This is a genomic window from Saccharopolyspora flava, from assembly GCF_900116135.1.
GTDB classification, from domain to species: Bacteria; Actinomycetota; Actinomycetes; order Mycobacteriales; family Pseudonocardiaceae; genus Saccharopolyspora; species Saccharopolyspora flava.
Genome location: NZ_FOZX01000003.1, coordinates 736,851 through 761,864 on the forward strand (window position 1 = coordinate 736,851; position 25,014 = coordinate 761,864).

Here is a 25,014-nt window from a genome sequence, read left to right on the forward strand (position 1 = left end):
CCGCCTGTCGGCTGACTCATGGCGATCGTCCGTCACGGAGAGTACGACGGAGCCGTCGGGCGCACGCGGGCCGTGTCGTGCTCCCGCCAGTGCGCCACGCCCAGGGTGAACACGCCGATCAGCGGTCGGGTCGGCGTTCTAGAGTGCGGGAAGGCTCTGGGAGAACCAAGCACCGATCCGGAGGATGACCACGTGACGACCCCGAAACTCGCCCTCACCGACACCGCGGTGGCCAAGCTGAGCGTGGACGCGCTCGTCATCGGCACCGTCTCCGGCGCCGACGGCCTGCAGCTCGCGCCCGGTGCGGAGCCGGTCGCCACCGCCTTCGACGGGGACCTGGTGAAGGTGCTGACCGCGCTGGGAGCGAGCGGCAAGGCCGATGAGGTCGTCAAGCTGCCCGCGACCGGCCTGGCCGCGACCGTGCTGGTGGCCGTCGGCCTCGGCAAGGCCGGCGAGGACGGCCCGACCGCCGAGTCCGTGCGGCGCGCCTCCGGTGCCGCCGCCCGCGCCCTGTCCGGCGTCGAGCACGCCGCCACCACGCTGCCCGCCGCCGACCTGCCGGCCACCGTGCAGGGCACGGTGATGGGCGCCTACGGCTTCACCGAGTACAAGTCGAGCAACGGCGACGGCCCGGTGGCCGCGGTGGACTTCGTGGTCGCCGACGCCAAGGCCGACACCGCCACCCACGCCCTCAAGGGCGGCACGGCCATCGGCGAGGCCGTCAACATCGCCCGCGACCTGATCAACACCCCGCCGAACGACCTGTTCCCGGCCTCGTTCGCCGAGCGCGCCACCGAGCTGGCCAAGGGCGCGGGCCTGGAGGTCGAGGTCCTCGACGACGCGGCGCTGCGCAAGCAGGGCTTCGGCGGCATCCTCGGCGTCGGCGCGGGCTCGTCCCGCCCGCCGCGCCTGGTGCGGATCCGGCACAAGGGCCCGAAGGCGGCGAAGAAGGTCGCGCTGGTGGGCAAGGGCATCACCTTCGACACCGGTGGCATCTCGCTGAAGCCGGGCGCGGGCATGGACAACATGACCTCGGACATGTCCGGTGCCGCGTCGGTGATCGCGACGATGGTGCTGGCGGCCAAGCTGAACTACCCGCTGGACATCACCGCCACCGTCCCGATGGCCGAGAACATGCCCTCGGGCACCGCCTACCGCCCCGGCGACGTCCTCACGATGTACGGCGGCAAGACCGTCGAGGTGCTCAACACCGACGCCGAAGGCCGGTTGATCCTGGTCGACGCGATGGTGCGGGCCTGCGAGGACGAGCCCGACTACCTCATCGAGACCTCGACGCTGACCGGCGCGCAGGTCGTCGCGCTGGGCAACCGCACGCCGGGCGTGATGGGCGAGGACGCGTTCCGCGACCGCGTCGCGCGGCTGTCGCAGGCGGCCGGTGAGGGCGGCTGGCCGATGCCGCTGCCGGACGAGCTGCGCGCCGACCTCGACTCCAAGCTCGCCGACCTGGCCAACGTCACCAACCACCGCTGGGGCGGCATGCTCGCCGCGGGCATCTTCCTGCGGGAGTTCGTGGCCGAGGGCGTGCAGTGGGCGCACATCGACATCGCCGGCCCGGCGTACAACACCAACTCGCCGTGGGGCTACACGCCGAAGGGCGGCACCGGCGTCCCGGTCCGCACGCTCGCGGCGGTGCTGGCCGACATCGCCGAGAACGGCTGATCCGGAGCCGTTGACCCTGGGTGTTCGCAGGAGCCGGGATTCCCGCCGGGAATCCCGGCTTTTGTGACTCGAGTCACGAAAAGGTCACCATCCAGGGGTGCTCCGATGTCACGATGGGTAAATGACCGAATCGCAACCGGCCACGCTGACCGCGACCAGGCACGGCTATCAGGTCGACGTGGTGTGGACCGGCAACACCGGCCAGGGCACCAGCTCCTACCGCAGCTACGAGCGCACCCACGAGGTCCGCGCCGTCGGCAAGGACTCCATCGACGCCTCCGCCGACCCCGTGTTCCTCGGTGACGCCGACCGCTACAACCCCGAAGAACTCCTCGTCGCCTCGCTGTCGCAGTGCCACATGCTGTGGTTCCTGCACCTGGCGGCCGACTCCGGCATCGTGGTCACCGGCTACCACGACCAGGCCCGCGGCATCCTCGCGGAGAACTCCGACGGCACCGGCCAGTTCGAGGCCGTCGAGCTCGCACCCGAGGTCACCGTCTGCGACCTCGCCGCGGTCGACGTCGCCGAGGCGCTGCACGCGCGCGCCCACGAGCTCTGCTACATCGCCAAGTCGGTGACCTTCCCGGTGCGGTGCACGCCGACGACCCGCGTCGCGAACTGACATCGATCCCGCGGCGATCGATCACGGGAGAATCGATTCAGCCCTCGGCGACGGCCGTGACGCTGCGAATCCGGGAAATGCGCGATCGCGCGTTCACGGCCGTTCGTCGGCGGCGCGTTGCGCGCGGCGGCGAAGAATGCGCTGCCGGGCCTGGTAATCACGCATCCGCTGCGGATATCCGACTTTCGCGACCTCGTACAGCGGAATTCCGAGCTGCTTGGTGAATCGTCCCGCCGCCGACGGCGAGGCCACCCGGCGACGGGTCCATTCCCCGTCGTGCGCGATGAGCAGCAGCGTCGTCTCGGTGACGAAGGTGCGGGGTTCGAGGTAGCCCTCGACACCGCGGTGCTGCGCCGCCCAGTCGCGGAGGTGGTCGGTGTCCGCGGAAGTGGCACGTCGCCCGGTGCCGGGACGGCGGCTGCGGAACCGGTCGAGAAATCCCACGGCACTCCCCTCCCCGAGCCAATTCAGGCCGGTCTCGTTCGATTTTGCCACCGCGAACATGTGCGGAGTGTGAAAACGAGCTGAGAATGCGCGACCGCGGGTGCCGAATGCAGCACAGATCACCCGGCCCACCGCGCATCGGCCGGTCGGGTGGTGACAAGATGGCCGGTGGTGTGCATGACCCACCAGGTCACGCAACCGACTGCAAGTCAATGACGCCCTGTCGAGGAGTGCGAAGTGACCGACACGTCCGCCGATCTGGTCATTCTCGGCGGCGGTTCGGGCGGCTACGCCTGCGCTTTCCGCGCGGCCGAGCTCGGCCTGTCCGTCGTCCTTATTGAAAAGGACAAGCTCGGTGGGACTTGCCTGCACCGAGGCTGCATCCCGACCAAGGCCCTGCTGCACGCGGCCGAGGTCGCCGATTCCACCCGAGACGCCGACCAGTTCGGGGTGCGCGCAGCCCTCGAAGGCATCGACATCGACGGTGTCAACAAGTACAAGGACACCATCATCTCGGGCCTGTACAAGGGCCTGCAGGGCTTGGCCAAGGCCCACAAGGTCACGATGGTCGAGGGCGCGGGCACGCTCGTCGACGCCAACACCGTCGAGGTCAACGGCACCCGCTACACCGGCAAGAACGTGGTGCTGGCCACCGGCTCCTACTCCAAGTCGCTGCCCGGCCTGGAGCTCGGCGGGCGGATCATCGCCAGCGAGCAGGCGCTGAACCTGGACTTCGTCCCGAACAAGGTCGTCGTGCTCGGCGGCGGTGTGATCGGCGTGGAGTTCGCCAGCGTCTGGGCCTCCTTCGGTGCCGAGGTCACCGTCGTGGAAGCGCTGCCGCACCTGGTGCCCAACGAGGACGAGTTCGCCTCGAAGCGCCTGGAGCGCGCCTTCCGCAAGCGCGGCATCAAGTTCAAGACCGGCGTGAAGTTCACCGGCGCCACCCAGAACGACAACGGCGTGTCGGTCAGCCTGGAGAACGGCGAGACCTACGACGCCGACCTGCTGCTGGTCGCCGTCGGCCGCGGCCCGAACACCGCCGGGCACGGCTTCGAGCAGGTCGGCGTGACCATGGAGCGCGGCTTCGTGCGCACCGACGAGCGCCTGCGCACCAACGTCCCGGGCGTGTTCGCCGTCGGCGACATCGTGCCGGGCCTGCAGCTGGCGCACCGCGGCTTCCAGCAGGGCATCTTCATCGCGGAGGAGATCGCGGGCCTGAACCCGCAGCCGATCGACGAGGCCGGCATCCCGCGCGTGACCTACTGCCACCCGGAGGTCGCCTCGGTGGGTCTGACCGAAGCCGCCGCCAAGGAGCAGTACGGCTCGGTGGAGACCTTCACCTACGACCTGGCCGGCAACGGCAAGAGCCAGATCCTCAAGACGCAGGGCGCGGTCAAGCTGGTCCGCGCGACCGACGGTCCCGTCGTCGGCCTGCACATGGTCGGCGACCGCGTCGGTGAGCTCATCGGCGAGGCGCAGCTGATCTACAACTGGGAGGCGCTGCCGGAGGACGTCGCTCCGCTGGTCCACGCCCACCCGACCCAGACCGAAGCCCTGGGCGAGGCCCACCTCGCCCTGGCCGGCAAGCCGCTGCACGTGCACGGCTGAGCGCAGCCGCACCGCAGCGACAGAACAGCCGCACCCCGCCACACCCACGAGGAGTCAGCAACAGATGGCCTTCTCCGTTCAGATGCCGGCGCTCGGCGAGAGCGTCGCCGAAGGCACGATCACCCGGTGGCTCAAGCAGGAGGGCGAGACCGTCGAGGTCGACGAACCCCTCCTGGAGGTCTCCACCGACAAGGTCGACACCGAGATCCCGTCCCCGGCCGCCGGTGTGCTGCAGCGCATCGTCGCCCAGGAGGACGACACCGTCGAGATCGGTGGTGAGCTCGCGGTCATCGGCGACGCCGGTGAGGCGCCCGCCGCTCCCGCCGCCGAGGCTCCGGCCGCCGCTGAGGCCCCCGCGGCCCCGGCCGCCGAGCCCGAGCCCGCCGCCGAGGCCCCCGCGGCTCCGGCCGCCCCCGCCGCTCCGGCGGGCGGTGCGCAGGGCACCGACGTGACCATGCCCGCGCTGGGCGAGAGCGTCGCCGAGGGCACGATCACCCGGTGGCTCAAGCAGATCGGCGAGTCGGTCGAGGTCGACGAGCCGCTGCTGGAGGTCTCCACCGACAAGGTCGACACCGAGATCCCGTCCCCGGTGGCCGGCACGCTGCTGGAGATCACCGCCGGTGAGGACGACACCGTCGAGGTCGGCGCGAAGCTCGCGGTGATCGGCGCCGCCGGTGCCGCCGCCCCGGCCGCCCCGGCTCCCGAGCCGACCCCGGCGCCGGCCGCTCCGGCCCCGGAGCCCACCCCGGCTCCGGCCGCCGCCGCTCCGGCCCCTGCCGCTCCCGCTGCTCCGGCGGCTCCCGCTGCTCCGGCCGCTCCGGCTGAGGAGGAGGCGCCGGCGAACAACGGTGGCGCGCCGTACGTGACGCCGCTGGTGCGCAAGCTGGCCAACGAGCACGGCATCGACCTGACCTCGATCAAGGGCAGCGGTGTCGGCGGCCGGATCCGCAAGCAGGACGTGCAGGCCGCGATCGACGCCAAGCAGGCCCCGGCCCCGACGGCTCCGGCCGCTCCGGCCGCCGCCACCTCCGCCCCGGCCACCGCGGTCGAGCCGTCGGAGGAGGCCAAGGCGCTGCGCGGCACCACGCAGAAGATGTCGCGCCTGCGTCAGCTGCTGGCCCGCCGCATGGTCGAGTCGCTGCAGACCGCGGCGCAGCTGACCACGGTGATCGAGGTCGACGTCACCCGCATCGCCCGGCTGCGCGAGCGCGCCAAGGGCAGCTTCGAGGCGGCCGAGGGCGTCAAGCTCTCGTTCCTGCCGTTCTTCGCCAAGGCCGCAGCCGAGGCGCTGAAGCTGCACCCGAAGCTGAACGCCTCGATCGACGAGGAGAACAGCTCGGTCACCTACCACGGCGCCGAGCACCTGTCGGTCGCGGTGGACACCGAGCGCGGCCTGGTCTCGCCGGTGATCCACGACGCGGGCGACCTCAACCTCGGCGGCCTGGCCCGCAAGATCGCCGACCTGGCGGCGCGGACCCGCAACAACAAGATCAAGCCCGACGAGCTCTCCGGTGGCACCTTCACCATCACCAACACCGGTAGCCGCGGTGCGCTGTTCGACACGCCGATCCTGAACCCGCCGCAGGTGGGCATGCTGGGCACCGGCACCGTCGTCAAGCGCCCGGTCGTGGTCGCCGACGAGAACGGCGGCGACACGATCGCGATCCGCTCGATGGTGTACCTGGCGCTGTCCTACGACCACCGCCTGGTCGACGGCGCCGACGCCGCCCGCTTCCTGACCACGCTCAAGCAGCGTCTGGAAGAGGGCGCGTTCGAGGCCGACCTGGGTCTCTAAAGAGGGTTCGCACTCGCCTTGCTCGGCGGTGCGGGCTGAGTCCCGCACCTGAAACGAATTGAAGCGACCGCTCACCGGTTCCGGTGGGCGGTCGCTCTTTTCGCGTCCGAAGGGTTCGCACGCCCGGGCCCGGTGCGGGACGATGCCGGGCATGCGCGTCGTTGTCGCCGGTTCGTCGGGATTGATCGGTACGTCGCTGGTGGCCGGGCTCCGCCAGGCCGAGCACGAGGTGGTCCGGCTGGTCCGCCGCCTGCCCACCGCCCCGGACGAGCGCGGCTGGGACCCGGCGACCGGCGAGCTGGACGCCGACGCGCTGGACGGCGCGGACGCGGTGGTCAACCTGAGCGGGCCGGGCATCGGCGACAAGCGGTGGAATCCGGAGCGCAAGCGCCACCTGCTGCAGGCCCGGGTCCGCTCCACCGAGGTGATCGCGAAGGCGGTGGCGGCGGCCGGGGTCCCGGTGCTGGCCAACGCCTCGGCGGTCGGCTTCTACGGCGACACCGGATCGCACCCGGTCACCGAGTCCTCGCCCCCGGGGTCGGACTTCCTGGCCGGGCTGTGCCGCCGGTGGGAGGCGGCGACGGCTCCCGCGAGCGAGGCCGGCGCCCGGGTGGTGCTGCTGCGCACCGGGCTGGTGATCTCGATGTCCGGTGGGCTGCTGGCCCCGCTCAAGCCGCTGTTCTCGATGATGCTGGGCGGGCGGCTCGGGTCGGGCAAGCAGTACATGCCGTGGATCTCGCTGGACGACGAGATCGCGGCGATCCGCTTCGCCCTGGAGAACCCGGACATCTCGGGGCCGGTGAACCTGACCGGTCCGGCGCCGGTGACCAATGCCGAGTTCACCCGCGCGCTGGGCGAGGCGCTGGGGCGTCCGGCGCCGTGGATCGTGCCGGGTTTCGCGCTGCGGATCGTCCTCGGCGAGTTCGCCGAGACCGCCCTGACCGGCCAGCGCGCGATGCCGACGGTGCTGGAGGCCAACGGCTTCGGGTTCCAGCACCCGACGCTGGGTGCGGCCCTGGCCGCGGCTACCGGGAAGTAGCCGACCTTCGGCTGCCGGAGGGTGTCCGGGGCGTAGCCTGACGCCGTGAGTCGTGCCAATTCTTCGTGTCGCGCATCGTCCGAACCGATGGCCGTGCGGCACCTGGGAACCATCGATTACCTGGACGCGTGGGACCTGCAGCGCGAGCTGGCCACCGGTCGCGCAGAGGGCCGCAACCCGGACACCCTGCTGCTGCTGGAGCACCCGTCGGTCTACACCGCGGGCAAGCGGACCCAGCCGGAGGACCGCCCGACCGACGGCACGCCGGTCATCGACGTCGACCGCGGCGGCAAGATCACCTGGCACGGCCCGGGGCAGATCGTCGGCTACCCGCTCGTGCAGCTGTCGGACCCGATCGACGTCGTGGACTACGTGCGCCGCCTGGAGCAGGCGCTGATCCACGTGTGCGACCAGTTCGGCCTGGAGGCGGGCCGGGTCGAGGGCCGCAGCGGCGTGTGGCTGCCGGCCGTGGACGGCCGCCCGGAGCGCAAGATCGCCGCGATCGGCATCCGCGTGCAGCGCGGCGTGACGATGCACGGCCTGGAGCTCAACTGCAACGCCGACCTCAGCGAGTTCGACCGGATCATCCCGTGCGGGATCGCCGACGCCGGGACGACGTCGCTGTCGGCGGAGCTGGGCCGCGACGTCTCGGTCGACGAGGCGTTCCCGCTGGTCGAGCAGGCCGTGCAGGACGCGCTGGACGGCCGTCTGGAGCTCACCGAGCGCAACATCCCGCGCGACCGGCCCGCGGCGGCGGGCGTCACGCTGGCGCTGGATCCGAGCCTGCGCTGACAACACCGACTCCACTCCTCTAGTATTCCGGAAATACGGACTACTGGAGGAGTGGCCATGTCGCTGTCCCGTCGAAGCCTGCTCGTCGCGGCCGGAGCCGCGGCTCCCCTGCTGCTCGCCCGCCCGGCGCTCGCCGCACCGCCGGATCTGAGCACGGCCGAGGGCTGGCTGACCTGGATCTCCGCGCATCGCGCCGAGGTGAGCCTGCGGCTCGACGACGGGCGCGGCAGCGGGCTGAGCCACCGCGCCGACCAAGCCCGGCCGCTGGCCTCGGCGGTCAAGGTGCTGCACCTGGCGGCCTACGCCGACGCCGTCGCGTCCGGCCGGCTCGATCCGCGCGAGCAGATCCGGGTGGGCGACTGGGAGCGCTACTACGTGCCCGTCGACGGCGGCGCGCACCCGGCCGCGCTGCGCCACCTCGGCATCCCGCTCGGCGACACCGGGCTGCACGCCGCCGATCCCGAGCAGCGGGTGGCGCTGGACGACGTGGTCGCGGTGATGATCCTGTTCAGCGACAGCGCCGCCCCCGACCTGCTGCGCGACCGGCTGGGGGTCGAGGCGGTGATCGCGGCCGGGGCGGCGCGCGGCTGGCCCGAGGCCGACGTGCGCTCGCTGTGCGCCGAGTACCTGTTCCTGGTGCTGCCCGAGACCGCGCCTCCCGCAGGGCTTCCGGTGCGGGCCCGGCGGGAGTGGGGGTTCGCGCTCGAACGCAGGTACCGCGACGAGCCCGCACTGCGCGCCGAGGCCCTGCGGCGACTGCCCGGCGTGCCCGGCTACCCGGTTCAGCTCGCGTGGGCGTCGACGACCGCCGCCGGTTCGGCGGACCGGCTGGCCGCCGTGCACCGCGCGCTCAGCGCCGAGGGCGGGATCGCGCGCGCCCACCTGGAGCGGCCGCTGGCCGGGTCGCTGCCGCCGGGCGTGAGCGGCATCGGCCTCAAGGGCGGCAGCCTGCCGGGCGTGCTGACCAGCGGGATCTCGGTGCGCCGCGCGGACGGGACGCTCGGGCGGGGCGCGCTGCTGGCGCACGGCGACATCGGCGCCGAGCAGCTGACCACCGCCGATGCGGGACTGCCGCTGCTGCTGGCGATCGAGGACCCGCGTTGGCGGGACCGGCTGGCGACGGCGCTGAGCGGCTGAGGCAAGCTCGTCGCGTGGACCTGCAACAGCGCGTCGAAGCACTCGAAGCCCGCGTGGCCGCCCTGGAGTCCGGCCGTTCCGCCGAGGCGGAACCGGCCCCGGAGCCCAGCGGCGGCCACCTGCGCTACGAGGGGCACCTGGCCGAACCCGCCGAGCTGGACTGGCGGATCGACGTCGACCCGACGCGGGTGCTCGCGCTGCCCGACGGCCCGCGCACCGACGTCCTGGCCGCCCTCGGCCACCCGGCCCGCGCCGCCATCGTCCGCCTCCTCGCCGCCCAGGGACCCCAGCCCGCCGCGGCTCTCCAGGAGGCGGCCGACCTCGGTTCCCCGGGCCGCCTCTACCACCACCTCAAGTCCCTGACCGCGGCGAACCTCGTCGACCAGGACAAGCGAGGCACCTACCGCCTCCGCCCCCAGGCCACCATCCCGGCCCTCGTCCTCCTCACCGCCGCCTCCGACATCGCCGACCAACTCCGCTGAGCTGCGGCAACGGTGGGCGACACTCCTCACCAGTGGACAGTTTTAGCCATAATTGTCCCGACAAAAAGGACATTGATCATGGGTGATTATGGCTAAAACTGTCGCCCTGCCGAGCCCAGCGCATCGCGGAGGACCTCGGCTAGGTGGGTGGCGCGGCGCTCGGTGCCCTGGGCGATCTGGGTGCGGCAGGAGAAGCCGTCGGCCAGGACGAGGGTGTCCTCCGCCGCCGCGCGGAGCTTCGGGTAGAGCTCGCGCTCGGCGCACGCCTGGGAGACCTCCCAGTGCCCCGGTTCGAAGCCGAAGTTGCCCGCCAGCCCGCAGCACCCGGCGGAGATGACGTCGAGGTCGACGCCGAGCCGCTCCAGCAGCGCCCGATCGGGATCCCAGGAGCCCTTGGCCTCCTGGTGGCAGTGGACCTGGGCGATCGCCGCGACGTCGAGCCGCCCGAACGGCAGCGGGCCGTCGTGCTCGGCGACGAACTCCGCGAAGGTCCTCGTCCGCTCAGCCAGCCGCCGGGCCCGGCCGTCGCCGGGCAGCAGCTCGGTCGCCTCGTCGCGCAGCATCACCGTGCACGACGGTTCCAGCCCGATGACCGCGCGCCCGGCGGCCAGGTGCGGCGCCAGCGAGCTCAGCGACCGCTCCAGCACCTCGCGCGCGCCGTCGAGCTGACCGGTGGAGTGCCAGGTCAGGCCGCAGCACACGAACCCCTCCGGCAGCACCACCCGGTAGCCCAGCGCCTCCAGGACCTCCACCGCGGCTTCGCCCACCTCGGGGCTGAGGTGGTTGGTGAAGGTGTCCGGCCACAGCACGACCGTCTCGCCCCCGCGCTCCGGCCGCCGCCGCAGCCGCCGGGTCAGCGACCGGGGTGCGAAGCGGATCATCTCCCGGCGGGATTCGATCCCGCCCACCCGCTTGACCAGCGACGACACCGGACGCAGCGCCAGCAGCGCGTTGCTCGCCGCCGCCAGGCCCGGCACCGCCGAGACCAGCCGGAGCCACACCGGCAGCCGGCCCATCGAGTAGTGCGCCCGAGGCCGCACCCGGCCCCGGTAGTGCTGGTGCAGGAACTCGGCCTTGTAGGTGGCCATGTCGACGTTGACCGGGCAGTCGCCGGCGCAGGCCTTGCAGGACAGGCACAGGTCGAGCGCGTCCAGCGCCTCGGTCGAGCGCCATCCGTCCACGACGGACTCCCCGCGCAGCATCTCGGCGAGCACCCGCGCCCGTCCCCGGGTGGAGTACACCTCGTCGCGGGTCACCTTGAACGACGGGCACATGCTGCCGGTGTCGAGGTTGCGGCAGGACCCGACACCGACGCAGCGGTTGACCGCGGCCGCGAACGACCCGCCGTCGCGGCTCAGCGCGTGCACCGGGGTGACCTCCAGCGCGCGATGGCCCGGCCCGGGTCGCACCCCGGCGTCGATCGGCGCCGGGTCCACCAGCACCTCGGGGTTGAGCAGGCCGCGCGGGTCGAAGAGGCGCTTGAACTCCGCGAAGCAGTCCCGCGCCTGCTGGGAGTACATGTGCCGCAGCAGTTCCGAGCGCGCCCGGCCGTCGCCGTGCTCGCCGGACACCGAACCGCCGTGGGCGGCGACCAGCCGCGCGGCCTCGGTGATGAACGACCGGTAGGCCGCGAGCCCCTCCTCGGTGCCCAGCCGGAAGTCGACGCGCAGGTGCAGGCAGCCCTCGCCGAAGTGCCCGAACGGCACGCCGCGCAACCCGTGGGAGTCCAGCAGCGCGTAGAGATCGCGCAGGTAGTCGGCCAAATTCTCGGGCGGGACGGCGGAGTCCTCCCAGCCGGGCCACGCCTCACCACCGTCGGCGAGGCGCGTGACGATGCCCGCGCCGCCTTCCCGGATCCGCCACAGCTCGCGGGTGCGCGCGGGGTCGGTGACGACCAGCGATTCGGCCCCGGCGATCCGCCCGGTGGCCAGGCGCGCGAGCTCGGCGGCCCGCTGCTCGGCCTCGTCCTGCGTCGCTCCCCCGGCTTCGCAGTACAACCAGGCCCGCCCGGATGGGAGTTCCCGCCCGGCGTCCTGCTTGCCGGGCCGGGACCGCAGCGCCTCCAGCAGGTCGGCTCCCATGCCCTCGACGGTCATCGCCCCGGCCGACGCCAGCTCGGGTGCGACCTCGGCGGCCCGGTACACGTCCGGGAAGCCGATCACCGCGAGCGCGCGGGCGGCGGGCACCGGCACGAGCCGGACGGTGGCCTCGGTGACGATGCCGCAGGTGCTCTCGCTGCCGACCAGGGCCTTGGCCAGGTCGAATCCCCGCTCGGGCAGCAGGTTCTGGAGCCCGTAGCCGGAGACCTGGCGGCGGAACCGGCCGAGCTCGGTGCGCAGCACCGCGAGGTTGGCGGCCACCAGGTCGCGCAGTCGCGCGTCCAGCTCGGGATCGTCGCTGCCGGTCGCGGTGGCGGTGAGCGGCGAGCCGTCGGCGCGGATCATCCGCAGCGCCACGACGTTCTCGGCGGTCGTGCCCCACACGACCGAGTGCGCTCCGCAGGCGTTGTTGCCGATCATCCCGCCGATCGTGCAGCGGGAGTGGGTCGAGGGGTCGGGCGCGAAGGTCAGCCCGTGCTCGGCGGCGGCCGCCCGCAGGTCGTCGAGCACGACGCCCGGCTGCACCCGCGCGGTGCGCGCGTCCGGGTCGATCTCCAGGATCCGGTCCATCCGCCGCGAGAAGTCCAGCACCGCACCGGATCCGATGGCGTTGCCCGCCACCGACGTCCCGCCGCCCCGCGCGGTCACCGGCACGCCGGACGCGGCCGCCGCCCGCACCACCCGCACGACGTCCTCTTCGGACTCCGGCTCCACGACCGCCGCCGGCACCCGCCGGTAGATCGACGCATCAGACCCGTACGCCGCCAACGACGTCGGATCAACCCGGACCTTCCCGGGCACCGCCCGCTCGAGATCGCCCACCACAGACCGCACCTCCACCCGCACAACCTCCCACCGCGCACCCCGAACGACAAAAACCGCAGTTTTCGTCGGGTCGAATACCGCGGTTTTCGACCCGACGAATACCGCGGTTTTCGTCCGTGGGACACCCGGTGGTGTGGTCGGGGTGGGGGAAGTTTTCATGAAAACTTCCCCCACCCCGACCGCACGAGTCAGAGCTGCGGGGCGACCTCGGAGGCGACGACGTCGAGGTGGTCGAGGTCGGTGAGGTCGAGGACCTGCAGGTAGAGACGGCTGATGCCGGTGCGCTCCCGCCAGGAACCGATCTTGTCGACGACCTCCGACGGGGTGCCGGCGAGGCCGTTCGCGCGCAGCTCGTCGACCTCGCGGCCGATGGCCTGAGCGCGACGGGCCAGCTCGGACTCGTCCTTGCCCACGCACAGCACCATCGCCGCGGACCGGACGATCTCCCCGCTGTCGCGGCCGATCGCCTGGCAGGCGGCGTCGACGCGCTCGAACTGCGCGGCCGCGGTCTCGACGTCGACGAACGGCAGGTTGAACTCGTCGGCGAACCGCGCGGCCAGCGCCGGGGTGCGCTTCTTGCCCGCACCGCCGATGAGCACCGGCGGACGCGGCCGCTGCGCGGGCTTGGGCAGCGCCGGGGAGTCGGTGAGCTGGTAGTGCTCGCCCTCGAAGGAGTAGGTCTCGCCCTCGGGCGTCTCCCACAGCCCGGTGATGATCTCCAGCTGCTCGGCGTAGCGGTCGAACCGCTCCTTCAGCGACGGGAACGGGATGCCGTAGGCGGTGTGCTCCTCCTCGTACCACCCGCTGCCGAGGCCGAACTCGACGCGCCCGCCGGACATCTGGTCGACCTGCGCGACGGAGATCGCCAACGGCCCGGGCAGCCGGAAGGTCCCGGCCGTCATCAGGGTGCCCAGCCGCAACCGGCTGGTCTCGCGGGCGAGGCCGCCGAGGGTCACCCAGGCGTCGGTCGGTCCCGGGTCGCCGGCGACCGACCCCATCTTCAGGTAGTGGTCGGAGCGGAAGAAGGCGTCGTAGCCGGTGTCCTCGGCGTGCTTGGCGACGCGCAGCAGGTCGTCGTAGCTCGCGCCCTGCTGCGGCTCGGTGAAGATCCGCAAGGTGAAGTTCTGTGTCACGACCACCGAGGCTAGTGGTCCGGACCGGGACCCGCCGTAGCGGTCAGGCCACGCGGAGTCCGTTGAGGACGCGTTCCACGCACACCGCGATGTCGGCGCGCTCCTGGATCGGCGAGGCGGAGCCGGCGATGGCGGTCGCCCCGGCCGACAGGGCGCCGAACATGATCCGGGCGAGGGCGTCGATCGGCAGGTCGTCGCCGATCTCGCCGGAGGACACGAGGTTGGCCACGACCGCCCGCAGCACGCCGAAGGTGTAGGCCTCCTCGGCTTCGCGCCAGCGGTCCCAGCCCATCACCGCGGGCCCGTCCTGCACGACGATGCGCTGGTAGGAGGGCTCCAGGCAGACCTCCAGGAAGGCCTGCAGCCCGGATCGGGTGGCGTCCCACGGGTCGCCGGAGTCCGAGACGACCTCCGACAGCCGCGCCACGACCCCGGCCTCCACGGCGCTGAAGGCCGCTTCGAACAGCGCCTGCTTGCCGCCGAAGTGGTGGTACAGGGCGCCCTTGGTGACGCGTGCGAGCTTGGCGATCTCGTCCAGCGAGGTCTGCGAGTACCCGTGCTCGGTGAACAGCTCCACGGCCGAATCCACCAGTGCCTGCCTGGTCGATTCCGAGTACTCGATGCGCCGGGGACGAGCTGTAGCCATGCTCACAACCCTATGACATACCGACGGTACGACGCCGTGCTACCGTGAGTGCAGCGACATACCGACAGTATGTCGCTGCACCTCGGGTATCCCCGACCCCTGGAGAACGCCATGAGTTGGACTGACTTCCACCAGCGGCAACAGGCGTTGGCCGAGGTCCTCGACAACGCTCGTCGGGACCTCTCAGCGGCCTTCGAAACCGTTCCAGGTCCCTTCCGCGACACCGACGAGCTGCTCGCCGCGCTGCACCACAAGTGGATGCTGCAGCTGAACGGCCGGGTCGAGGTCGCGCTGACCGACACCGAGAACGCCCCGCACGGCGACCGCGTCGAAGCCGTCACCACGGCGTGGCGCCGGACCGCCCGGGACAACCCGGGCCTGCGCGCCGCCCTCGACGTCCACGCGGACAACCCGGCGCTGCGGGAGCCCACGGCCCGCGAGCACCGGCTGCTCGCGATCGCCGCCGGTCTGGCCGAGGAGCACGAGCCGTCGCACGACGCCGCGCGCGTCGGCCGCGCGTTCGTCCAGCTGCTGCGCGCCGCACCGGATGCGGACCGGCACGCCCGGCAGGGCAGGCTCCGCAAGCTCATCCCGAGCTTCTGATCTGATGGCGGGGCGCCCCGAGCGTCCCGCCACCAGGCTCTCGGCTCGCCCGCGCCCAGATCTCCGGCGCGACTGTGCACTGTGCCCGTTCCGGAAGCGCCGCGAGCAGCATTCCGCACAGCTTCCGCGCTCGGGGTGACAGCCGTCACGACCTGCGATGATATTCGCTGATCAGCCCCGCACCCTTGACCAACACCGGGGGTGGAGGGCGTAGCCTGGGCGCGTGACTGTGGCGCCTGAGGGTCGCAAGCTGCTGCGGTTGGAGGCCCGCAACAGCCAGACTCCGATCGAGAAGAAGCCGTCGTGGATCAAGACCCGCGCGCGGATGGGTCCCGAGTACAAGGAGCTCAAGGGCCTCGTCAAGCGCGAGGGGCTGCACACCGTCTGCGAGGAGGCGGGCTGCCCGAACATCTTCGAGTGCTGGGAAGACCGCGAGGCCACCTTCCTCATCGGTGGCGACCAGTGCACCCGGCGCTGCGACTTCTGCCAGATCGACACCGGCAAGCCCGCTGCGCTGGACACCTCCGAACCGCGCAAGGTCGCCGAGTCCGTGCAGGCCATGGGCCTGCGGTACTCCACGGTCACCGGCGTCGCCCGCGATGACCTGGAGGACGGCGGCGCCTGGCTGTACGCCGAGACGGTCCGCCAGATCCACGAGCTCAACCCGGGCACGGGCGTGGAGCTGCTGATCCCGGACTTCAACGCCGAGCCCGACCAGCTGGCCGAGGTCTTCGGCTCCCGGCCGGAGGTGCTGGCGCACAACCTGGAGACGGTGCCGAGCGTGTTCCGCCGGATCCGCCCGGGCTTCCGCTACGAGCGCTCGCTCGAGGTGATCACGCAGGCCCGCGACGCCGGCCTGGTCACCAAGTCGAACCTGATCCTGGGCATGGGCGAGACCCCCGACGAGGTCCGCCCCGCGCTGCAGGACCTGCGCGACGCGGGCTGCGACATCATCACCATCACCCAGTACCTGCGCCCCAGCCCGAGGCACCACCCGGTGGACCGCTGGGTCAAGCCCGAGGAGTTCGTGGAGCACACGAAGGCCGCCGAGGAGATCGGCTTCCCGGGCGTCATGGCAGGCCCCCTGGTCCGCTCCAGCTACCGCGCGGGCCGACTCTTCGCCAAGGCCACCACCCACCGAGGCATGCCCCTCCCGGACAACATGGCCCACCTGGCAGAAGCAGGAACAGCAGCCCAAGAAGCCAGCGCACTACTCAACCGCTGACAAGAGGAGAAGGGGGCGCTTCCACAAGGAAGCGCCCCCTTCGCTATGCCCAAAACCCCACGTCAGGCAACCGGCGAAGCCGGTTTCTCCTTACCCCACCTAAGCAACTGGCACCGCCGCGGGTTCTGAGCGGCTCTCTGGGGAGGACAGCCGACGTGTCGTGTATTGGCATACATAAGCCTCGGATCCCGGAGCCAGAGAGTCGCTCAGGTTCCGCTTCTGGCACCGCCAAGCAAAAAGACCACTGAGTAGTGTCACTAGACGCGACCAGCCCCAATCGCAACACATCTCGATCACGGCACCAGGGACGCAACTACAACCCCGCAAAAGAGAGCCGTATCCTGAAGTACATGGCCAAGCAGGACAAGGCCGCTAAGAAAGAGGCGGCCAAACAGCGACGTCAGGCTTCGGTAGGCCGCGTCAAGCAGATCTTCGAGGCGTTCAAGATGCAGCGCCGGGAGGACAAGCTCCTCCTGCCGCTGATGCTCGGGGCGTTCCTCGGTGTGACCGTCGTGGTCTTCCTGCTGGGCTTGATCTGGGGGCTGCACTGGGTGTTCCTGCCGGTGGGGCTGGCGTTCGGCCTGCTCGCGGCCGTGATCATCTTCGGCCGCCGGGTGCAGGCGACGGTGTTCCGCAAGGCGGAGGGCCAGCCGGGTGCGGCCGGTTGGGCGTTGGACAACCTGCGGGGCCGCTGGGTGGTGGCCCAGGCGGTGGCCGGCACGCAGCAGCTGGACGCGGTGCACCGGATCATCGGCCGCCCGGGCATCGTCCTGGTCGGCGAGGGCTCGCCGGGCCGGGTGAAGAACCTGGTCGCGCAGGAGAAGAAGCGCGTGGCGCGCCTGGTGGGCGACACCCCGATCTACGAGATGATCGTGGGCAACGAGGAGAACCAGGTGCCGCTGCCGAAGCTGCAGCAGCGGATCATGAAGCTGCCGCGCAACATCGGCCCGGCGCAGATCGACAGCATCGAGAACCGGCTGGCCGCGCTGGCGAGCCGCGGCAACGCGATGCCGAAGGGCCCGGTTCCGCAGGGCGCGAAGATGCGCAACGTCTCGCGGGCGATGCGCCGCGCCAAGTAACGCGGTCCGGCACAGCGGACGAATCGGGCCCGGGGATCACATCCCCGGGCCCGTTCTCTCGTTCGTGCAGGTCAGCGGCCCACGAGTCAGCGGCGCAGGACGAGGGTGCCGCTGAGCCGGTCGTGCCAGGAGCGGCCGTCGAAGTTCCAGATGACGGCGGGGATGATGAGCACGGTCAGCAGGCCGCGCAGCACGGCGCGCAGCGGGCCGACCATGCCGGTGGAGTCCACGCGGGCGACCCAGATCTTGGTGAGCGCCATGCCGGGGGTGGCGCCGAAGAACGACACCGGCACGACGGTGATGATCAGCCAGGTCAGCAGGCTCCAGTCGCCCGGGTAGGCGGGGGCGGTGAAGGCGGCGGTGATGAGCGCGGCGAGCACCAGGTCGACCACGAAGGCCAGCAGCCGCTTGCCGAGCGGGGCGGCCGAGCCGGGGCCGGATTCGGGCAGGCCGAGCTTCTCGCCGCGGTAGGCGGGCCGGTTCTGGTCGGCCTGCTCACGCGCGTGGTTCAATGCGCTTTTCGGGCCATCCAGCCACGAGCCGAGGACATTTCGCACGTCATCCAGGGTACGCACCGGCGTCGTCAGCCCACCCGGAGCATCGAGTTCAGCCGCGAAGTGTAACCGGGACCACCCGTTCAGGTGGCAGTTAACGCCCGCGAAACATTCAGGAGACGCCGGGGCAACACCCGTGACATACCGTGAGCCTCGAGCCGGCGGCGACCAATCGACGTGGCACCGGTGAGCTGTACGACTGCGTGAAGGAGCCACCGAGCTTGTTCAAGAATCCAGACGAGGTCCTTCGGTTCATCGCCGACGAGGACGTGAAGTTCGTCGATGTCCGGTTCTGCGACCTGCCGGGCATCATGCAGCACTTCACCGTGCCCGCCAAGGCGTTCGACGAGGACGCATTCACCAACGGTCTCGCGTTCGACGGTTCGTCCGTGCGCGGTTTCCAGTCGATCCACGAGTCCGACATGCTGCTGCTGCCGGACCCCTACACCGCGCGGCTGGACCCGTTCCGCGAAGAGAAGACGCTGATCGTCAACTTCTTCGTGCACGACCCGTTCACGCTGGAGCCCTACAGCCGCGACCCGCGCAACATCGCGCGCAAGGCCGAGCAGTACCTGGCCGAGTCGGGCGTGGCGGACACCGCGTTCTTCGGCGCCGAGGCCGAGTTCTACATCTTCGACTCGGTCAAGTTCGGGGAAGCCCCCAACAAGACCTTCGCCGAGGTCGACTCCATCGAGGGCTGGTGGAACACCGGCCGCGACGAGGAGGGCGGCAACCGGGGTTACAAGACCCGGATGAAGGGCGGCTACTTCCCCGTCTCGCCGTACGACCACTTCGCGGACCTGCGCGACAAGATGGTGACCCAGCTGCAGGACTCGGGCTTCGAGATCGAGCGGGCCCACCACGAGGTCGGCACCGGCGGTCAGGCCGAGATCAACTACAAGTTCAACACGCTGCTGCACGCGGCGGACGACTTGCAGCTGTTCAAGTACGTCATCAAGAACACCGCCTGGGCCAACGGCAAGACGGTGACGTTCATGCCGAAGCCGCTGTTCGAGGACAACGGTTCGGGCATGCACACCCACCAGTCGCTGTGGAAGGACGGCAGCCCGCTGTTCTACGACGAGGCCGGTTACGCCGGTCTGTCGGACACCGCGCGCTACTACATCGGCGGCATCCTGCACCACGCGCCGAAGCTGCTGGCCTTCACCAACCCGTCGGTGAACTCCTACCACCGTCTGGTCCCGGGCTTCGAGGCCCCGGTGAACCTGGTGTACTCGCAGCGGAACCGCTCCGCCTGCATGCGCATCCCGATCACCGGCTCGAACCCGAAGGCCAAGCGCGTCGAGTTCCGCTGCCCCGACCCGTCCGGCAACCCGTACCTGGCGTTCGCCGCGATGATGATGGCCGGTCTGGACGGCATCAAGAACAAGATCGAGCCGGCCGAGCCGATCGACAAGGACCTCTACGAGCTCCCGCCGGAAGAGGCCAAGAACGTGCCGACCGTCCCGAGCTCGCTGGCCGAGGCGATCGACAACCTGGAAGCCGACCACGACTTCCTGCTCGAGGGTGGCGTCTTCACCCCGGACCTGATCGAGACCTGGATCCGGTTGAAGCGCGAGGAGGAGATCGACCCGATCCGCCTCCGCCCGCACCCGCACGAGTTCTCGCTGTACTTCGACGTGTGAGTCGATGACCAGCTGAAAAGGCCCCGCCGGTCCCACGACCGGCGGGGCCTTTTCGCATCCCCGGAGCACACCGGCTACTAGTAGCCGGTGATCACAGTCCTTGCCACGGGGTGAGCGGGGTGCCGGTGGCGCCGGGGCGGAAGCGCAGCAGGGAGCCTGCGTAGGGGTCGGCGGTGAGCGCCGGTTCGTCGTAGCCGAAGCAGGCCGAGGTCACGTACAGCTCCTCCAGCCGCGTCCCGCCGAAGGCCAGGCCCGTGACGCGCCTCGTCGGCGCCCACAGCACCGTCTCCAGGTCGCCGGAGGGCGCGTAGCGGTGGATCCGTCCCGACCAGTGCATGGCGACCCACACGCAGCCCTCCGCGTCGACCACGATGCCCTCCGGGCTGCCCTCCGCCTCCGCGCAGACCACCCACTTGCGGCCCGCGTAGGCGCGGGAGCGCTCGGCGTCGTAGTCGTAGATCCAGATGGTGCGCAGGTCCACCACGTACATCCGGGTGCCGTCCGGGCTCCACGCCACACCGCCCGGGGCCGTGAGCCCGTCCAGCAGCAGCCGCGCCCGAGATCCCTCCAGCACGTAGCAGCCGCTGGCCCGCAGCTCCGCGTCGTGGGTCAGGGTGCAGGCCACGAAACGACCCGCCGGATCGCAGCCGCCGGTGCTCATCCGGTCACCGTTGCGGACCTGCACCACCGGCTCCAGCCCGGACCGGCTCAGGTGCACCCGGGCGAACCCGCCGTCCGCGGCGGCCACGAGCTGGCCCTGCCGGGTCGCGGCCAGCGCGGTCACCTTGCCCGGCAGCACGCGGGCCTCGTCCACACCGGTGTCGCGGTAGTAGGTGTGCAATTCGCGCCGCATCAGGTCCACCCAATACACGCAATTCTGGGCGGAGGACCAAAGCGGCCCGGTACCGCACAACGCCTGCCGGTCGACGAGCAGCTCGAAGTCCTCGGACATTTTCCAGTCCCCTCATCCCCGACCGCAGTGCAGTGATCAGGCTAAGGAACCATTCCCGCCGCACGGGACCGCCGACCGGCGGGTTTCCCGCCCACGCGCCCGCTCAGGAGGTCGAACCACTCGTCCGGCCGACTCCCCCGCGCAATTCGAAATCGGACACCGATCCCCGACGCGCAAAAGAAACTCGCGGCGAAGATGAAAATGGTCAGGCCTCGTAGAAGACCCGCTCCACGACGCTTCGCGCGTGCCGGGTGACTCGCAGGTAGTCGTCGACGACCTCACCCGTGTCGACCTCGGCCGAATACCCCAGGGCCGCCGCCACCGCCGCGCGCTCCTGGACGTGCTTGGGCAGCTGATCGCCCGGCTTGCCGCGCACCAGCATCACCGCGTTGCGGAACCGGGTCGCCAGCGTCCACGCGTCGATGAGCTCCTGGGCGTCGGACTCGTCGAGCAGCCCCACCTCCGCCGCCGCGCGCAGCCCGCCCAGCGTCGAGGTCGTGCGCAGCTGCGGCACCGCGTGCGCGTGCTGCAGCTGCAGCAGCTGCACCGTCCACTCCACGTCCGCGAGCCCGCCCCGGCCCAGCTTCGTGTGCGTCGCCGGATCGGCGCCGCGCGGCAGCCGCTCGGCGTCCACCCGAGCCTTGATCCGGCGGATCTCCCGCGCCTTGGCGTCGTCGATCCCGCCCTCGGGATAGCGGATCGGGTCGATCGCGCGGCAGAACCGCTCCCCCAGATCCGCGTCGCCGGCCACCGCCCGGGCCCGCAGCAACGCCTGGAACTCCCACGCCTCGCCCCACCGCCGGTAGTACGACACGTACGAGTCCAGGGTCCGCACCAGCGGCCCCTGCTTGCCCTCCGGCCGCAGGTCGATGTCGACCTCCAGCGGCGGGTCCTGGCTCGGTGCCCCCAGCAACCGGCGCACCTGCTCCACGACCGCGCCCGCGAACTTCAGCGCCGTCGCCTCGTCGGCGTCGTCGATCGGTTCGCACACGAACATCACGTCCGCGTCCGAGCCGTAGCCCAGCTCCGCGCCGCCCAACCGGCCCATCCCGATCACCGCAAGCCGCGCCGGCACCGCGCCCTCCCAGCGCGCCGCGGTGTCGCGCATCGACACGTCCAGCGCCGACTCCAGCACCGCGATCCAGATGTTCGACAACCCCTGGCACACCGCGTCCAGCTCCACCAGGCCCAGCAGGTCCGCGCAGGCGATGCGCAGCAGCTCGTGGCGGCGCAACGACCGCGCCGCCGAGGCCGCGCGCTGCGGATCGGTGTAGCGGCCGACCGCGCTGCGCAGCGACACCGCCGCCTCCCCCGCGCCGCGCTCGGCCAGCGCCGGGGTGTCGCCCAGCAGCCGCAGCACCTCCGGCGCGCGGATCAGCAGCTCCGGCACCAGCTTCGAGGTCCCCAGCAGCTGCGCGAGCCGTTCGGCCACCACGCCCTCGTCCCGCAACAACCGCAGGTACCAGGGCGTTTCGGCCAGCGCCTCGGACACCTTGCGGTAGGCCAGCAGACCGCCGTCGGGGTCAGGGGTGTTGCCCAGCAGGTCCAGCAGCACCGGCAGCAGTGCGCCCTGGATGCTCGCCCGCCGCGACACCCCCGAGGTCAGCGCCCCAATGTGCCGCAGCGCGCCCTGCGGCGAGGTGTAGCCCAGGGCCGCGAGGCGCTCGGCGGCGGCCGACGTCGTCAACCGCATCGCCTCGGTCGGCACCTTCGCCACCGCCTCCAGCAGCGGCCGGTAGAACAACTTCTCGTGCAGTCGCCGAACCCGCTTGGCGTGCCTGCGGAACTCCGCGACCAGCGCCTGCGCGGCGGTGTTGCGCCCGCTGGAGCGAAACCCGACCGCCCGGCCCAGCACGCTCAGCGCCTCGGCGTCGTCGAACTCCGGGAACAGGTGGGTGCGCCGCAGCTGCCGCAGCTGCAAGCGGTGCTCCACGGTCCGCAGGAACCGGTAGGAGTCGATGAGGTCCGCCGCGTCGGCCCGCGCCACGTACCCGCCGTCGCCCAGCGCCCGCAGCGCCTCCAGCGTCGACGACGAGCGCAGCGACTCGTCGCTGCGGCCGTGCACCATCTGCAGCAGCTGCACCGCGAACTCGACGTCGCGCAGCCCGCCGCGGCCCAGCTTGAGCTCCCGCTCGGCCAGATCGGTCGGCACGTGGTCCTCCACCCGGCGGCGCATCGAGCGCACGTCCGCGACGAAGTCCTCGCGCTCGGCCGCCGTCCACACCATCGGCCGCACCGCGTTGAGGTAGCGCACGCCCAGGTCCGCGTCCCCGGCCACCGGGCGCGCCTTCAGCAGCGCCTGGAACTCCCAGGTCCGCGCCCACCGCCGGTAGTAGCTGAGATGCCCGTCCAGGGTGCGGACCAGGGCGCCCGCCTTGCCCTCCGGGCGGAGGTTCGCGTCGATCTCGAAGAACGCGGGCCCGACGACCCGCATCATCCTGCTCGCCAACCGGGTGCCCACCGCGACGTCGGCTTCGGAGTCCGCGACGAACACGACGTCGACGTCGCTGACGTAGTTGAGCTCCCGGCCACCGCACTTGCCCATCGCGATCACCGAGATCCGCGGCAGCTGCTCGACGCCCGTTCCGCGCAGCTCCGCCGCCGCCACCGCCAGCGCCGCCTTGAGCGCCGCGACCGCCATGTCCGAGAGCATCTCGGCGATCTCGTCGTACGGCACCGTCGGCAGACCCGGCTCGGCGATGCTGCCCATGTCGCGCGCCGCCACGTCCAGCAGCAGCGCCCGGTAGGCCGCGCGCAGCGCCCGGACCGCCTCGGGTCCCTGCAGTTTCGCGACCGGCCCGCCGTCGGTTCCGGGCTCACCGTCGCCTTCGGCGCCGACCGCCTCCAGCAGCGCCGCCGTCCACTCGTCGATGGTCTCCGGCGGGGTGGCCTCCGACGTCAGGCGCGTCCAGTCCCCGGGGTGCGCGGCGAGGTGATCGGCGAACGCCGTGGAATCGCCCAGCACGCTGAACAGCCGGCCGCGCAGCCCGACGTCCTCGGCCAGTGCCGCCGACAGGCGCCCCCACTGCTCCGGTGCCGCCTCGTGCAACCGGTCCAGGGAGTGCAGCGCCAAGTCCGGATCGGGCGTGCGCGACAGCGCGGCCACGATCGGTTCGGCCTCACCCGGCCCGCGATCCGACCACCAGCCCGCACGCCGCAGCTGCTCCTCGGAGCGTTCGGCGTCGCTGAACCCGTACCGAGCCGTCGACGGCGAACCGGACCTGGACGAGTTGCTGTTGGCCATGACCGAACCGTAGTCCGCCTCGATCCTCTTCGTGGAGCCACCTGCGCCGCATCACGCCAGCGGCAGGAACCTGCTCGCCTTCCGCTCCTCCGGCGGTGTGGCCGCGATCCGCACGAACCGCTCCGCCACCGGCTGCCACGTCTCCGCCAGATCCGCGTGGAACTCGGCGAGGTGCTCGGGGTCGAGCTGGCCCGGGCGCGCCGTCGCGGCCATTTCGGGCGACATCCGCGCCCACTCCAGCACCACCTCCGGGGAGGTCTCGATGTGGAACTGGAGGCCGTAGACGCACTCGCCCAAGCGGAAGGCCTGGTTGTCGCACTTCGGGGACGAGGCGAGCAGCTGGGCCGACGGCGGCAGGCTGAACTCGTCGCTGTGGAACTGCACGACGTCCGGCGTCAGCGGCAGCGGGCCCAGCAGCGGGTCCTCGGCGGCCACGTCGCGCTTGGCGACCAACAGCGTCCCCACTTCCGGGCCGTTCTTGATCTCGCGCACCTGGCCGCCCGTCGCGGCCGCGAGAAGCTGGGCACCGAGGCAGATCGCCAGCACCGGCATGTTCTTCGACACCGCCGCGCTGAGCATCCGGCGCACGTCCGCCAGCCACGGGAACTCCGCGTCGTCGTACGCCCCCATCTCGCCGCCGAGCACCACCAGCGCGTCGTAGTCCTCCAGCCCCGGCAGCGAGTTCTCCGCGGGGAGGACGACATCGAGTTCCGCGCCGGCGCCGGCCAGCCAGTCGCCCAGGGCGCCCGGGGGATCAGAACGCGACGGCTGCACCACGAGAATCCGGACACCGCTCATGCCACCGAGACTACGTGCGCGCGGTTCTCCGTCTCAACAACGCAAAAAGCGGGGCCGGTAGAAGTTGTCTTCTACCGGCCCCGTCTCAAGGAATGTGTCGGCGGTGTCTTACTCTCCCACACCCTAGCGAGTGCAGTACCATCAGCGCTGGGGAGCTTAGCTACCGGGTTCGGAATGGGACCGGGCGGACCCTCCCCGCCATCGCCACCGACAACCCTGTCACCCACCCGCAGGCGGGAAAACCAAAGGGATGCCAACTGCGTTGACACACATATCTGATTATCAACAACCGTGGGTTGTTGTCTCAGACATCGTATAGTGGGTGCGTAACACCTTCGTGAGCAAGTCCTCGGCCTATCAGCACCGGTCAGCTCCACACATTACTGCGCTTCCACATCCGGCCTGTCAACCCGGTCATCTACCGGGAGCCTTACCCCACAAAGGGGTGGGAGACCTCATCTAGGAACAGGCTTCCCGCTTAGATGCTTTCAGCGGTTATCCCTCCCGAACATAGCCAACCAGCCGTGCCCTTGGCAGAACAACTGGCACACCAGAGGTTCGTCCGTCCCGGTCCTCTCGTACTAGGGACAGCCTTCCGCAAGTCTCCTACG

At 71.2% G+C, this 25,014-nt stretch carries 20 protein-coding genes and 2 rRNA genes; 12 read left to right on the forward strand and 10 right to left on the reverse strand.

Annotated features, from left to right (window positions below; translation table 11 throughout):
- Positions 1-192: 192 nt before the first annotated feature.
- Entirely contained in the window at positions 193-1,680 is a 1,488-nt protein-coding gene (locus BM424_RS13240) for a leucyl aminopeptidase (RefSeq protein WP_093416827.1), read from the forward strand.
- Between the two features lie 121 nt (positions 1,681-1,801).
- The gene (locus tag BM424_RS13245; RefSeq protein WP_093416829.1) at positions 1,802-2,302 is read left to right on the forward strand and encodes an OsmC family protein; all 501 of its coding nucleotides are present in this window, start codon (positions 1,802-1,804) and stop codon (positions 2,300-2,302) included.
- 93 nt (positions 2,303-2,395) lie between these two features.
- Here the strand turns inward: BM424_RS13245 and BM424_RS13250 are convergent, their stop codons facing one another.
- Positions 2,396-2,746 carry an oxidoreductase gene (locus BM424_RS13250; protein WP_093416832.1) on the reverse strand — a complete coding sequence of 117 codons (351 nt, stop codon included), beginning with the start codon at positions 2,744-2,746 and terminating at the stop codon, positions 2,396-2,398.
- A 237-nt stretch (positions 2,747-2,983) separates the two neighbouring features.
- Between BM424_RS13250 and lpdA the strand changes: the two genes are divergently transcribed.
- From lpdA to BM424_RS13280, 6 genes are all read left to right on the forward strand, one after another.
- Positions 2,984-4,354, forward strand: coding sequence for a dihydrolipoyl dehydrogenase (gene lpdA / locus BM424_RS13255; protein ID WP_093416834.1), 1,371 nt, complete (start codon positions 2,984-2,986; stop codon positions 4,352-4,354).
- 64 nt (positions 4,355-4,418) lie between these two features.
- Complete coding sequence (gene sucB / locus BM424_RS13260) at positions 4,419-6,149, forward strand: 2-oxoglutarate dehydrogenase, E2 component, dihydrolipoamide succinyltransferase (RefSeq protein ID WP_093416837.1); 1,731 nt, start codon at positions 4,419-4,421, stop codon at positions 6,147-6,149.
- A 151-nt stretch (positions 6,150-6,300) separates the two neighbouring features.
- Complete coding sequence (locus BM424_RS13265; protein WP_093416839.1) at positions 6,301-7,188, forward strand: TIGR01777 family oxidoreductase; 888 nt, start codon at positions 6,301-6,303, stop codon at positions 7,186-7,188.
- A 45-nt stretch (positions 7,189-7,233) separates the two neighbouring features.
- On the forward strand, positions 7,234-7,980 hold the full coding sequence (lipB, locus tag BM424_RS13270) for a lipoyl(octanoyl) transferase LipB (RefSeq protein ID WP_093416842.1): 747 nt from the start codon (positions 7,234-7,236) through the stop codon (positions 7,978-7,980).
- A gap of 57 nt (positions 7,981-8,037) precedes the next feature.
- Positions 8,038-9,117, forward strand: coding sequence for a serine hydrolase (locus tag BM424_RS13275; protein ID WP_093416845.1), 1,080 nt, complete (start codon positions 8,038-8,040; stop codon positions 9,115-9,117).
- 14 nt (positions 9,118-9,131) lie between these two features.
- Positions 9,132-9,599 (forward strand): ArsR/SmtB family transcription factor, encoded by a 468-nt coding sequence (locus BM424_RS13280; protein ID WP_175548064.1) that lies wholly within the window; start codon positions 9,132-9,134, stop codon positions 9,597-9,599.
- Between the two features lie 92 nt (positions 9,600-9,691).
- Here BM424_RS13280 and BM424_RS13285 read toward each other — a convergent pair whose 3' ends face one another.
- The 3 genes from BM424_RS13285 to BM424_RS13295 all read right to left on the reverse strand — a co-directional run bounded on the left by BM424_RS13285 (position 9,692) and on the right by BM424_RS13295 (position 14,302).
- The gene (locus BM424_RS13285; RefSeq protein WP_245775813.1) at positions 9,692-12,523 is read right to left on the reverse strand and encodes an FAD-binding and (Fe-S)-binding domain-containing protein; all 2,832 of its coding nucleotides are present in this window, start codon (positions 12,521-12,523) and stop codon (positions 9,692-9,694) included.
- 188 nt (positions 12,524-12,711) lie between these two features.
- Positions 12,712-13,656 (reverse strand): LLM class F420-dependent oxidoreductase, encoded by a 945-nt coding sequence (locus tag BM424_RS13290; protein WP_093417109.1) that lies wholly within the window; start codon positions 13,654-13,656, stop codon positions 12,712-12,714.
- A gap of 43 nt (positions 13,657-13,699) precedes the next feature.
- Positions 13,700-14,302 (reverse strand): TetR/AcrR family transcriptional regulator, encoded by a 603-nt coding sequence (locus BM424_RS13295; protein ID WP_093416850.1) that lies wholly within the window; start codon positions 14,300-14,302, stop codon positions 13,700-13,702.
- A 111-nt stretch (positions 14,303-14,413) separates the two neighbouring features.
- On the opposite strand from BM424_RS13295, the gene BM424_RS13300 reads away from it, so the two are divergent.
- The 3 genes from BM424_RS13300 to BM424_RS13310 all read left to right on the forward strand — a co-directional run bounded on the left by BM424_RS13300 (position 14,414) and on the right by BM424_RS13310 (position 17,209).
- Complete coding sequence (locus BM424_RS13300; protein WP_093416852.1) at positions 14,414-14,905, forward strand: hypothetical protein; 492 nt, start codon at positions 14,414-14,416, stop codon at positions 14,903-14,905.
- Between the two features lie 223 nt (positions 14,906-15,128).
- On the forward strand, positions 15,129-16,130 hold the full coding sequence (gene lipA, locus BM424_RS13305; protein ID WP_093416855.1) for a lipoyl synthase: 1,002 nt from the start codon (positions 15,129-15,131) through the stop codon (positions 16,128-16,130).
- A 350-nt stretch (positions 16,131-16,480) separates the two neighbouring features.
- A complete protein-coding gene (locus BM424_RS13310) occupies positions 16,481-17,209 on the forward strand; it encodes a DUF4191 domain-containing protein (RefSeq protein WP_093416857.1) in 729 nt (242 codons plus the stop codon).
- An 86-nt stretch (positions 17,210-17,295) separates the two neighbouring features.
- On the opposite strand, the gene BM424_RS13315 is transcribed toward BM424_RS13310, so the two are convergent.
- Positions 17,296-17,721: an RDD family protein gene (locus BM424_RS13315; RefSeq protein WP_245775814.1), complete on the reverse strand. Its 426-nt coding sequence runs from the start codon at positions 17,719-17,721 to the stop codon at positions 17,296-17,298.
- Positions 17,722-17,984: 263 nt separating this feature from the next.
- Here BM424_RS13315 and glnA point away from each other — a divergent pair, with 263 nt between their 5' ends.
- A complete protein-coding gene (gene glnA, locus BM424_RS13320) occupies positions 17,985-19,409 on the forward strand; it encodes a type I glutamate--ammonia ligase (protein WP_093417112.1) in 1,425 nt (474 codons plus the stop codon).
- A gap of 91 nt (positions 19,410-19,500) precedes the next feature.
- Here the strand turns inward: glnA and BM424_RS13325 are convergent, their stop codons facing one another.
- The 5 genes from BM424_RS13325 to BM424_RS13345 form a co-directional block, all read right to left on the reverse strand.
- On the reverse strand, positions 19,501-20,361 hold the full coding sequence (locus tag BM424_RS13325; RefSeq protein ID WP_093416863.1) for an SMP-30/gluconolactonase/LRE family protein: 861 nt from the start codon (positions 20,359-20,361) through the stop codon (positions 19,501-19,503).
- A gap of 205 nt (positions 20,362-20,566) precedes the next feature.
- The gene (locus tag BM424_RS13330) at positions 20,567-23,605 is read right to left on the reverse strand and encodes a bifunctional [glutamine synthetase] adenylyltransferase/[glutamine synthetase]-adenylyl-L-tyrosine phosphorylase (protein ID WP_093416866.1); all 3,039 of its coding nucleotides are present in this window, start codon (positions 23,603-23,605) and stop codon (positions 20,567-20,569) included.
- Between the two features lie 51 nt (positions 23,606-23,656).
- Positions 23,657-24,403 (reverse strand): type 1 glutamine amidotransferase, encoded by a 747-nt coding sequence (locus BM424_RS13335; RefSeq protein ID WP_093416869.1) that lies wholly within the window; start codon positions 24,401-24,403, stop codon positions 23,657-23,659.
- A gap of 95 nt (positions 24,404-24,498) precedes the next feature.
- Positions 24,499-24,615 (reverse strand): 5S ribosomal RNA (gene rrf, locus BM424_RS13340).
- A 125-nt stretch (positions 24,616-24,740) separates the two neighbouring features.
- Positions 24,741-25,014 (reverse strand): 23S ribosomal RNA (locus BM424_RS13345); the annotation flags it as partial.